General features: G+C 63.3%; 6 protein-coding genes and 1 other RNA gene. 3 read left to right on the top strand and 4 right to left on the bottom strand.

Translation table 11 applies throughout. The annotated features are described in order from the left end of the window. Positions 1 to 328 precede the first annotated feature (328 nt). Positions 329 to 508, top strand: coding sequence for an XAC0095 family protein (locus ACCQ06_RS16305; RefSeq protein ID WP_372365844.1), 180 nt, complete (start codon positions 329 to 331; stop codon positions 506 to 508). 175 nt (positions 509 to 683) lie between these two features. Here ACCQ06_RS16305 and xopAU read toward each other — a convergent pair whose 3' ends face one another. Then, on the bottom strand, positions 684 to 2,231 hold the full coding sequence (gene xopAU, locus ACCQ06_RS16300) for a XopAU family type III secretion system effector serine/threonine kinase (RefSeq protein WP_228323970.1): 1,548 nt from the start codon (positions 2,229 to 2,231) through the stop codon (positions 684 to 686). A gap of 480 nt (positions 2,232 to 2,711) precedes the next feature. On the opposite strand from xopAU, the gene xopK reads away from it, so the two are divergent. Then, positions 2,712 to 5,243, top strand: a complete 2,532-nt coding sequence (gene xopK / locus ACCQ06_RS16295; protein ID WP_316687295.1) for a type III secretion system effector XopK — start codon at positions 2,712 to 2,714, stop codon at positions 5,241 to 5,243. Between the two features lie 80 nt (positions 5,244 to 5,323). After that, positions 5,324 to 5,400, top strand: a non-coding RNA gene (locus ACCQ06_RS16290) — sX9 sRNA. Between the two features lie 224 nt (positions 5,401 to 5,624). Here the strand turns inward: ACCQ06_RS16290 and ACCQ06_RS16285 are convergent. The 3 genes from ACCQ06_RS16285 to ACCQ06_RS16275 all read right to left on the bottom strand — a co-directional run bounded on the left by ACCQ06_RS16285 (position 5,625) and on the right by ACCQ06_RS16275 (position 11,706). Further along, complete coding sequence (locus ACCQ06_RS16285; RefSeq protein ID WP_228323971.1) at positions 5,625 to 7,466, bottom strand: glycoside hydrolase family 35 protein; 1,842 nt, start codon at positions 7,464 to 7,466, stop codon at positions 5,625 to 5,627. Positions 7,467 to 7,731: 265 nt separating this feature from the next. Beyond that, positions 7,732 to 10,074, bottom strand: coding sequence for a GH92 family glycosyl hydrolase (locus ACCQ06_RS16280; RefSeq protein ID WP_316687292.1), 2,343 nt, complete (start codon positions 10,072 to 10,074; stop codon positions 7,732 to 7,734). 168 nt (positions 10,075 to 10,242) lie between these two features. Further along, positions 10,243 to 11,706, bottom strand: coding sequence for a glycoside hydrolase family 125 protein (locus ACCQ06_RS16275; RefSeq protein WP_316687290.1), 1,464 nt, complete (start codon positions 11,704 to 11,706; stop codon positions 10,243 to 10,245). Between the last annotated feature and the right edge of the window lie 345 nt (positions 11,707 to 12,051).

Raw genomic sequence — 12,051 nt, 5'->3', positions numbered from 1 at the left:
TTGCCTGGAATATGGTCCGTCCGATACCAGGGCGGCAGCGGGCGGTACAGGTGCACCGGACGTTCTGATAACGGCGGGGGATGCGGTGTCTGAAGGGCGGCCAAGATATTGCCTGGCGGCGTGTTAGGTATTGCCTCAGACGCGCATCGCCCGCTGCCGGGAAATCTGAACGTTGTCGCCAGCGTCGCGCGTCAGGCCATTGCGGGTCACTTTGCGGCCAGTTGTCGTTTCGGTCGATGCACCGGAGTGCGCGGGAGAACGGTTGTCCGGGCTCTCACCGCAACGCCAGTTCAGCCAGGGCATCCAGGCGGCCCTTCACTGCTCGCCAATCCGGCATGTGCATGTCGAGCAGGCGGTAGAAGGGCTTCGGTTTCTGGCGCGCCTGGCCGCCCCACGCACGCGGGCCGAAGAGCAGGCACCGCAACCAGCCATTCGTATGGACGAGCTGGCGTTCTGTCTGGAACTGCTGGCAGACCAAGTACGGCTTGTCCTGGATGAAATCGGTTGAGCAGCGACCGTGGGCGTGCCTGTTTGAAACATTCCTGCGGGCGATGTGTGCGATCGGTGACGGCGCCGGATTGCGTCACAGGCTGCCTGGATAGGCGCGATGGTGTGGCGTTCTCCAAGTCCTGCGCATCGTTCGTTATGGGCGATCGGGGTTTGATAGGCGTTTCAGGGGCGACTCATCCGATCAATTTTTCGAAGGTTGCATGGACCCTCTCCCGGGGCAGCATCGCCGTGTCTTTTATGAACGGGTCCAGCAACAGCTCCTCAGCCGTCGCGCGATCACGTGTGACTTGAATAATCATGCGATTCAGAAAACGGACGATTTCTTTCTTGCGGTCGGGTTGCAGCGTTTTCAGCGCATCTATGAACGGAAATGTTTCTTCTGACGTCGCATTCGAAATTCCGATATAGCCCATGTGGTAATCCGGGCGCTTGAGAAAATGCACCAGCAGTTGAGCGGCGCTGTACACATCCCGGCGATGACTCGCTTCTGGATGCATGTCGATATAGCCGGGTGTGCCGATACGGGCGGAATCACCCTCTTCTGCCCCAAGGCCCACATCGATCAGCCGGAACATTTTCCTGGATCGGTCGTACATGACGTTGTTGTGTGAAACGTCCTGGTGCACCACACCCACGTCTTCACAACAGGATAAGGCAATCAGGACATCGGTCATCAGTTGCTGCGCGATGGCAAGGTACTCCGGCGCGGTGATCGTTCCCTGCTGCAATGCCGGGCGCGCGCGCTCGACCAGGTTGCCGACAGTGGTGCCGTCGATTTTTTCGAGCAGCATGCCGAATACGTTGTCGATCTGCACCAGACCGTAGGCACGCATGACGCGAGACCCGGTGTCCAGCGACACCGTCATCTGGTACTCCCTGTAGATGTTGGCTTTTTCCAACGAGACCAGCTCCTTCGGATCGGACGCATCCTCCTGGAAGCGCGGGGCATACAAGTTGCGCGGAATCGGATCTTGTGGGTCGGGGTTCAACATCGCCTTGAAGACGAAGTCCCGTCCGCAATTCTCTTCGCCACGCCAGAAATCCTCCGCCAGCTGGACAGTGTAGATTTTCCCCGACGCGCCCCTGCCGATCGGCTGCATACCCTTGAGGCTTTGGGAATCGCTGTCGTGCGCTCCCTCCAGCCGCACCGTGAGGAAACCGTTCTCGATTTCCAGCGCACCGGGTCTCAATAATGACAGTCTCCTGATCAATTCAGGACGCCGAGACTTGGTGGCGAGATCCTTGATTGTGCGCGGACTAAGCACGACATCCTGTCGACCATAACGCATGTCCCGCGTTTGCATTCTTTCATGTCGCAAGATGCCCGAAGCACTCGAAGGACTCGGCGTCAGGGTAAGAGACGTCGGCGTGGGCGGATCGAGCAGGGATGCCAGTGCCGGTAGATCGGTGTACGGCGTCGACCTGCGGCTGGAATCGGAGGTTGGCGTCGTTGGCGTTCTACTGCCGCTGGACAGCGAGCGCGAAAGGGACCGCGGCGTGAATATCTGGGCAGGTGGAACTTCGATGGCCAGACTCACGTCCGCTGCAGAGAGCTCCCCGCTTATGCGGCTTCTTCTTTGCGGCAGGTTGAGCAGGTGGTCCTGGCCGGGAGCGACGGGGTTCTGTTGTTCGGAGACGGGATGCGCTGAGGTCTGGGCGTGATCGTCCTGCGCTTGCGTATCAAGCTGAACAATCGGAAAAGTGTGCGGGATTTTTGTCATGACGAGAGGCCTGAGCCGAAATCGTTGACGGACGCGGCTAGCGGATCGCAGCGAGTCGGTGGACGCGAGTTGCTGCAGTGCATTGCAGCAGTGCAGTCACTGCCGCCACCGGGGTGCCATTGCCAGCCGTGGGAAGGGCGCTTGTGCGAGCTTTTACCAAGCCCTGCAGCGCATACGGTGCTGTCGTGCGAAGTCGTGTAATGCTCGGCGAGGCGGTATGCATGGGTGAGATTGCATTCCCGAAACGCGTGTGATGGATGCGGCAACATGATGCGTCGCACCTGATCGTAGCTGGGACGCTGGACGCCATCGATGCAGGCGACGATCAAGGCCTTCCCGGGCGAATTCCTTAATGGCGTTGCACCTCAGCCTTGAATCCTTCTTCTCGGTTTTCGTCTGCGGACGCCTGCATTCGTGGGTGCAGCGGGCCCCTTGGACAGGAGGGGTAGGATTTCCGCGCCACACTATGCGGAGTCTGATATGCGCATCCAGCAACACGAACACAGTCATGCTCGCCCGTCTGATTCGTCCACTCCCGAGACACCTGTTTCAGCAAAGGATTTGCCAGTCTCCGACGGCTGGCCCATGGGTCTGGAATCGTTGAGAAGAAAGTCGCCGCAGAGAAAGTTGGGGTCAGGGCGTCACCTCGGCGAAGAGGCCATGGCCGAAATTCAGGAGGCCGAAGCGGCTAACGATCTGTTGGTCGTCGCACGGTATCTGGCCGATCCATTGCATGGAACGATGGATAAGACAGCGGAGCTGATCAGCGAGGTGCCAGGCTCGGATGAACAGCAGCATTCCCCTGAGGCAGACCAGCCTGCTCATCCGCACGATCACACGTCGGTGTCGGCAGACCATCACGCTCAGCAGCCTGGTCTCGAGGGGGGGCACTCCCTGGATCCGCATCCGATCGAGCCGGCAGGGCATGCGAGCATCTTGCACACGCTGGCCGAAGAGGGAGCGCCAGGAGGTGTTGTCGACCTGGCAATGAGTTTGGGCATCGGTGGTGCAATGCTGCCGCTTTCGGGCCTTGCGATCTACGCCGCTTATAGCGAAACCCGCGAAGTGGCAGAGCAACGCAGCTCCCTGCGGCGCCGCGAGCGGCAACTGCGGTCGGAGAGGGCGTTGCTGCAAGCTGTACCGGTGAGCGACCCGCTGGCCGCTGCGGCGCGCGCTCAGCGCCATGCCTTGAGCGAGGCGATCGATACCCTCGCTTATCAGCAACAGCGCAATGCACGCGATGGCGCTATCGCGGTAACCTCGATGGCATCGGCCAGCGTGATCTTTACTAAAGCCGCGACCGATCTCGGCTCCCAGGGTGGTTTGGCAATCGGCGCCAATAGCGCAAATGCCGCTGGTTTGATCGGCCACAGCGCCGCAGCCGCGGGCGTCGCTTCAGCGGCCGGTATTGCCGGGACATTTGTGTTGGCGCCGGTAGCAAGTGTCGCGGCCACCGCACTGGGCGGTACGTTCCTGCATCAGTCACGCAAAGAGAAAACGCGTGTCGACGCCGATGTGGCGCGGGTGGAAAACTTCTTGCGGCAGCTGGAACCGGCCGATCTGAGCCCTGGCGCACAACGCTACCAGCACTTCTTGAGCGTCAAGCTGAGCCAGCGCAGCGGTTTCGCCGGCAGCTTCAACAGCTGGAACAAAGGCTTTGTCCTTGGCGGGATCACCTACACCGCCAGCACCTTGACCAAAGCCGGAGTCAGTACCGCCGTTTTGCTGGGTGCGGCTACCGTGACGGGGCCGGTGGGCATCGGCTTGGTTGTCGGTGCCGGCCTGCTGGGCGCGGTCACGATGGGCGTTGGCGGCCATCAGTTCGTGCTGGCGCATGGCAAACAGAAACGCTATCGCAGCTACGAGAGTGAGGACCTGCCCAGCGTGGACCGTGCATTGCTGGCCGTGGCCGACCTTGATCCCACTGCGGTGATGGATATCGCCGCCGCAGACGGTGAAGGGGGTCCGCACCGCACCCCGCGCATCGGTCACGGCTACCCGGAAAAAGCATCCGGTTCTGTCGTCACGCACGCCAATGGCGACGACATGGCGCCTGACCACCAGATGGGCGACTCCGCCGAACACGCCCCGGCTACTCCATCGTCAGCGGCGAATCAGTCATCACCGTTGGCCGACGACACCCGGGCCGCTACGCAGGTGGCAGTTCCGCAGCAGGGATTTGAACTGCGCAGCGCGCTCTACGCGTGTATCGACGCCCAGGAAAAAGCACGGGAGGATCTGCTGCTGAGCTGCGCCAACGAAATGAAAAAGCGCTATCGCGCAGTACCTCGGTCCAGCGATCAACGCACGGCCATCGGTCAAGCGTCGCAGCACGCCTCGCTCGCCAAGCGAGCCAAGGCAGTGCTGCTTGCAGGGGCGACCTACGGCGGCGCGGTACTTTCCGGCAAGCCTCGATTAGCTGGTAAAAAAGCCGCGCGAAGCTATGCCAAACATACGGATATGTTGACCGAAACGGCGCTGAGCCAATGGCTGCAGGCGCCAGACTCGTTCAAGCCGCAGCTTGCGTACATGCAATGTTGCCTTGAGTTGCAGAAGAAATATCTCGACGCAAAACTGCGGATGCGGGTGACGCTGCCGGCGACTGGTGCTGCCGGTGATGCGATCCCCGACGCAACGACCACAATCGGCACGGCGGAGCAGTCACAAGCGCTTCTGACCACGCAACTGCATGAAGCGCGCGAGCGCGACGAATTCCGGCTGCGATCGGTCAACCTGATGTTGGAGGAGCTGGGCATGGCACAAGAGGAGTTGCAAAGTTCGGATACGAGAAAGCGCCAGCGAGCAAAAGACAGGATGCCAGGGTTGCAGCAACGTCTGATCGGGATCTTGACCGCGAACGCCATTACGCCCCAAGCGGGGAGTGCGGGTTTTGCGCATTTCTGCATGAAACAGGCACGTCAGCATACGACCAACGTGCGCGGCACCCTGCTGGCCACCGAAATGCAGGCTGCCCGTATTCGCGAAGACGCTGCGGTTACCGCCATGTCCTAGGAGTTAGTACGAGAGCTTGGAGCGGCTAACAAAACGACCGTGCTTACCGCCAGGCGGGCGCGGCAGGTGCTCGATGCGGCATGGACCGCGCGTACACGCCGGTTCTGAGCGCGCCGTCCACATCTGCCTGACGACGGCTCGCTACGGTTTGTTAGCTGCTCTTAGATAGGGGCTTGGCGAAGACGCGCGTTGCAGAGTTGTGCGCGCGCCGCGCGCGCTGGTGACTTTTAAGGAAATGAAGGAGGTAACGCGTGCGGCGCGCTGTGATCTGATACAGGCCGATTGCGCCGTACCCTCACCCCAATTCCTCTCCCGGGGGGAGAGGGGAGTTGAGCATTGCAGTTGCGTATCACCCTATGAACCTGTGCGATGGTGCCGCGATCAATTCGTGGGCTTGATCCACATCTGCTGTTTCAGGCCGCGCACGCTGGGGTTGGCGGTGCTGTCCAGGTCGAACACCACCACGCTGTTCTCGCCCTTGCGCTGGAAGGGGGCGGGGAAATACAGCGCGGTCTGTGGGCCGATGGACCAATGCCGGCCGAGATTGACGCCGTTGGCCCAGGCGATACCCTTGCCGAAGGCGCGCATGTCCAGATAGGTGTCGGTGGGCGTGCCGATGCGCAGGGTGCCGCGGTGGAAAGCCGGGCCGTCAACGTGATTGCGGGTCCAGCCGCGGAGGCTGTCGGGCGAGCGCATCGGCAGCGGGAAGGCCTGCCAGCCGGTGAGTTGTTGGTTGTCCAGCAACACCGGGTCGACCAGACCGGCGCGGCCGTCGGCCATGCGCGGGCCGTAGTTGATGCGGCCGCTGTTTTCGACCAAAACGTCCAGGGTGTGTTCGCCCGCCGGGATGTCCACGTCGGTGGCGACCTGCTGCAGCCGGCGTTCGACACTGCCGACCGGCTTCTGATCGACATATACCCGCGCCACGTCGCGTACCTCGCCCAGATATAGCGGACCTTTGCGCGGGCCGGTGATGGTGGTGCGGTAGAGGATGTAGCCGTAGTCCTGGCCGAAATGCTCCATCGGCTGCGGAGTGTCGATGGCGATTGGTGCGGGCAGGTTGTCCCACAGCGACGCCGATTCGCGCAGTTGGGTGTTCGGCAGTGCGGCCATGGCGATCGGTGCCGGCAACGCGGGCGGTTGCACGCCGGTGACGCGCGCGATGGCATCGCGCATCAATGCGAACTTGGGTGTGGGCTGGCCGGCTTCGTCGAGGATGGCGTCGTAGTCGTAGCTGGTGGTCTGCGGCGCGTAATGGTCGCTGGGATTGCCCTGGAAATTGGCGCCATTCATGAAGCCGAAACTGGTGCCGCCGATGAACATGTAGAGGTTGGCCGAGTGGCCCTGACGCAGGATCCACTCCAGTTCTTCGGTCTGCTGTTTGGCATCGGTGCTGGCGTGCGGCGTGCCCCAATGGTCGAACCAGCCGGCCCAGTATTCGCCGACCATGCGCGGTTGTTCGGGACGGAACCTGATCAGTTTGTCGAACGCGCTCTTGGCTTCGCCTGGCGCAAAATTCACCACCGCCAAGGTGTCGGGCAGGGTGCCGTTGGCGAGCATGTCGGCACCGTCGGAGGTGAACAGCAGCGCCTTGTCGAAGCCGGCCTTGACGAACATGGCGCGGTTGTCGGCCATGTAGGCATGGTCGTCGTCGTAGGAGCCGTATTCGTTTTCTACCTGCACGGCGATGATGGGGCCGCCGTTGTGGTTGAGCAGCGGTTGGACCTGTTTTGCCAGCGCATCCAGGTATGCCTGGCTGGCGCCGAGAAAGCGCGGGTCGCGGCTGCGCACGCGGATGTTGTCCTTGCCGAACAACCACGCGGGATAACCGCCGGCCTCCCATTCGGCGCAGACGTAAGGGCCGGGGCGCAGGATGACGTTGAGGCCTTGCGCGGCGGCTTCGCGTACGAAGGCGGCCACATCGTTGTTGCCAGCAAAATCGAACCGGCCTTGCTGCGGTTCGACCAGGTTCCAGAACACGTAGGTCTCCACCGTGTTCAAGCCGAGCGCACGTGCCTTTTGCAGGCGGTCCTTCCAGTACGCGCGTGGAATGCGCTGAAAATGGATGGCGCCGGACAGGATCTGATACGGCTTGCCGTCGCGCACGAACTGCGTGCCTTGCGTGCCGACGCTGGGCCAGCGCTCGGTGTCGGCGGCAATGGCGGTGACGGGAAGCGCGAACGCGAGGGCCAGGACGAGCGGTGCAAAAGTGGTGCGCAACATGGGCGATTCTCGGCGGTGACGAGTGACGAGTGACGAGTGGAGATGGCGGCAGCGATGTTTTTTTGCGTGAGGCCACTTGCGTGTTGGCCCTCATCCGCCCTTCGGGCACCTTCTCCCGCTTACGGGAGAAGGGAGAAGCAAGCCTCCCGCTTGCGAGGGAGAACGAACCTTCCGCTTGCGGGAGAAGGGAAGAGCAAGCTGCCCGCTTGCGGGAGAAGGGAAGGGCATGCTCCCGCTGCGGTGAGCGTGATGCCAGGGAAGTGCGTTATGCGAACGACGGCGGCAAATCCTCCTTGTTCGCACCGAAGGCTGGATTCGGCTTGGCACCCATGGTGAATTCCAGCGTGCCGCCGGCAGCCAGATCGGCGTGGCGCAGCCAGGCGCGATTGATCGGCTGGCCATTCCAGCTCAGCGATTGCACATAGACGTTCTGCGCGCTGGTGTTGTTGGCCACGATGCGCAGCGTGCGGCCCTTGCCCACATCCAGTTCCGCGCGTTTGAATAACGGGCTGCCGACGATGTAGTTGCCGCTGACCGGATCCACCGCATACAGGCCCAGCGCGCTGAGGACGAACCACGCGCTCATCTGCCCACAATCTTCATTGCCGGACAGGCCATTGCGCGCGTCGTGGTATTGCTCGCGCAGCAAGCGGCGCACCATCGCCTGGGTTTTATACGGTTGGCCTGCATAGGCGAACAGATAGGCCACGTGGTGGCTGGGCTCGTTGCCGTGCGCGTATTGGCCGACCAGGCCATCGATATCCGGCGGCGCATCGGCCGGCAGTTCGGAACTGGTGGAAAACAGTTCGTCGAGCTTGGCGACGAAGCCATCGCGGCCGCCGTACAGCTCCATGTAACCGTACAGGTCGTGCTGATTGAGGAAGGTGGCCTGCCAGGCGTTGGATTCGGTGAAATCGCGCCACTTGGCGATGTGGCCCATGCCGCGCGGGTCGAACGGTTTGGCCCAGCTGCCGTCTTCCAGGCGCGCCTGCACAAAGCCGCTGTCGCGGTTGAACACGTTGCGGTAGTTGCGCGAGCGTGCGCGCAACGCGCGTGCATCGTCCACCGCGCCGGCGGCCTGCGCCAGGTGCGCGCAGGCCCAGTCGTCATAGGCATATTCGAGGGTGCGGCTGACCGCTTCGTCCACCTTGTCGGCAGGGATGTAGCCCAGCGTGCGGTAGTACGCCAGGCCGTGGGTGGTGTCGTCCATCGCACGCTTGCGGTAGGCCGGCCAGGCGGCTTTGTAGTCGATGCCGGTAAAGCCCTTGGCGTGCGCTTCGGCCAGCACCACGGCGGAGTGGTAGCCGATCATGCAGCCGGTTTCCACGCCTTGCAGCGGCCAGATGCCGACGCCGTCCGGGCATTCGTTGGCGCCGCGCACCAGGCATTGCACCAGGTCGGGCACGCGCTCGGGCTGCACCAGGGTGAGCAGCGGATGCGCGGCGCGGTAGGTGTCCCACAACGAGTAAGTGCTGTAGTTGTTGTAGCCCTTGGGCGCGGTGTGGATCTGCAGATCCATGCCGCGGTACCGGTTGTCCACATCGCTGAAGAGCGTGGGTGCGAGCAGGCTGTGATACAGGCCGGTGTAGAAGATGCGGCGTTGCGCATCGTCATCGCTGTCGATGCGCACGCGGCCCAGTTCCTTTTCCCAGGTTGCCACGGCTTGCGCATGCACGCGTGCGAAGTCGAAGTCCGGTAGCTCGGCGTCGAGATTGGCCAGCGCGTTGTCGGCGCTGACGGCGGAGATGCCGACCTTGATCAGCAGTGGCGCATCGGCGGCATCGGAGAAGTGCAGTGCGGCCTTGAGATGCGTGCCATCGAGGCTGCTGGTGTCGGCTGCCAGCGGCTGGTCTTCGTTGTACAGCTGCACGCGTGCGAACGGCCGCGACAGCCGCATCGCGAAGTAGATGTAGCGCCCCTGCGCCCACTGGTAGACGCGGCGCCCGCCGGTGAGGGTTTGCGCGTCGACCACGCGCAGCTGTGCATCGCTGACGCGTGTGGGAATGCCCGGTTTGTCCTGCATGCCGTGGCACAGGTCGAGCAGCACGTGCGCCGGCTTGCCCTTGGGGAAGTGGTAACGGTGCAGGCCTGCACGCGCGGTGGCGGTGAGCTCGGCATGCACGCCGCTGTCCTTGAGCCGCACGCGGTAATAGCCGGGCGAGGCGGCTTCGTCGCTGTGATCGAAGCGCGAGCGGTAACCGGCATCCGGGTTATCCAGCGAGCCAGGCACCAGCTTGACCTCGCCGGTGGCCGGCACCAGCAGGAAATCGAGCATGTCGCCGATACCGGTGCCAGACAGATGCGTGTGCGAAAAGCCCATGATCGAGCCGTCGGATTCGTGATAGCCCGAGCACGAATCCCACACCGCGTTGTAGGTGTCCGGGCTCAGCTGCACCATGCCGAACGGCAGCGTGGCGCCAGGGAAGGTATGGCCATGACCACCGGTGCCGATGAACACATCGACATGGCGGGTGAGCTCGGCACGCGTGCGCGCATCGGCGGGCAGCGCGTAGTTGCCGGCGCGTGCGCGCGCTGCGCCGGGCAGGCCCACGCTGCCGAACAATGCTGCAGCGATGGCGCCTTGGAGAAAACCGCGTCGTGTTGCCATGGGGTGTTGTCTCTGAATGTGCGGGCCGATGCCGGGGCACCCTCATCCGCCCTTCGGGCACCTTCTCCCGCAGGCGGGAGAAGGAAGGAATCCAGCGCTTTGGATAGCAATCCAGCGCTTCGAGTAGCAATCAAACGCTTCGGATAGCAATCAAGCGCCGCGCGGTGTTCAGGCGCTGCGCAGCAGTTGGGGTTTGCGTTGGTGGAGGTCGATGATCAGCTCGCCGAACAAGGTATTGGCCCAGGCGAACCAGTCGCGGGTGAACGTGCTCGGGGTGTCCTTGTCGAACGCTTCGTGCATGAAGCCGGTGCCGGCGTGGGTGGTCTTGAGCCATTGCAGGCATTGGCGCAGCTGCGTGTCGTCGTCGCTGACCAGCGCGTATTGCACGATCGACATCTGCCAGATGGTGCCCATGCCGCTGTGCGGGCTGCCGACGCCTTCGGCCGCGGTACCGCGCGAAAAATACGGGTTGCGTTCGCTCCAGGCCAGCTGGCGCGTGCGCAGGAATACCGGGTCGCGTCGATCGCAGCAGCCCAGGTACGCCAGGCTGAGCAGGCCGGGGGCGTTGGCGTCGTCGATAAACAGCTGGTTGCCGAAGCCGTCCACTTCGAAGGCCCAATAGGCTTGCCCATCGGTATCGCGCAGCTGCCCGAACTGGCGCGTTGCGGTTTCCACTTCATCGGCCAGTGCGGTGCACTCGGCGGCGAAGGCGGTGTCGCGATGCAACGCGGTGCTCATCGTCGCCAACTGCCGCAGCGAGGCCACCGCAAACAGGTTGGCCGGTACGAACAACGGAAACACGCAGGCGTCGTCGGACGGGCGGAACATCGAGTGGATCATGCCGTTGGGTTTGGTCGGCTGGCCGTAGCCTTCCAGCACCAGGGTTTCGGTGGCCAGCGGGGAGGGGCGCTGGAACACGTACGGGCCGCGGTTGTCCTTGCGCTGTTGTTCGCGGAAGGTCTTGACCACCACGTGCATCGCCTCTCGCCAGTCGTCGTCGAACGGAGCGGTGTCGCCGGTGGCGCGCCAGTATTCGTGCGCGATGCGGATGGGGTAGCACAGCGAATCGATTTCCCACTTGCGCTCGCCCACGCCGGGCTTCATTTCGGTGATGTCGTTGAGCGACCACTTCAGGCGCTGGGTCTGGCCATCGGGCAGGAAGGCGTTGGCATACGGGTCCAGCCGGATGCACGCGGCCTGGCGTTGGATCAGGCCATGGAACATGCGCCGTAACGCGGGGTCGCGCTTGGCCAGCGGCACGTACGGATGCACCTGTGCGGACGAATCGCGCAGCCACATCGCATGGATGTCGCCGGTGATGACGAAGGTGTCCGGCTTGCCGTTGCGGGTGCCGGTTTCCACCGTGGTGTCGAGCGTGTTGGGGTAGCAGTTCTCGAACAGCCAGGCCAGTTCCGGGTCGGCGATCTGCGCCTTGATCTGCACGATCTGCTGCTCGACCGCCTTGCTGACGAAGCGGCGCTGCGCCTTGGGCGGGCGCTTGCTGACGAAGGCACCACCGGCCGTGGAAGCGCCGACGGCAGGCGCAGCCGCGAACGCGGGCAGGGCGCTGGCCAGCAGGCCGGCACCGGCGCTGGCGCCGAGCAGCTGAAGGATGTCGCGGCGGGTATGCATGACCTCAAGACTCCATGGATTCGACCTGCGATCCGCATGACGGTGCTCCCTGCGCTGGCGGCTGCGAGACGGCAGCCTGGGCGATGAGACCTATGCATGACCAATTCCCGATGACCATACAACGTGTGCGTCGAAACTGCATAGTGCGCTCGCACAATTTTTGGCGTGCGCGCGCCGCCGGATGCCCACGCCAGTGCGCCGGGCCGGCGCACTGGCCGTCGTGGTGGTCGTGCCCAAACAAAGGCGTCCAGCGTCGGCGTAGTGCCTGCCACGCCGATATCCGCAGGCCGGCTCCATCAACCGGCCGCATGCCCGCGCCCGTTTGCCGGGCTGGCGCAGTGGCCG

Source organism: Xanthomonas sp. NCPPB 4467, assembly GCF_041475665.2.
In the GTDB taxonomy this organism is placed as follows: Bacteria; Pseudomonadota; Gammaproteobacteria; order Xanthomonadales; family Xanthomonadaceae; genus Xanthomonas; species Xanthomonas dyei.
The sequence above is the reverse complement of the archived record's forward strand: the minus strand, read 5'-3'. Positions and strand labels throughout refer to the sequence as shown.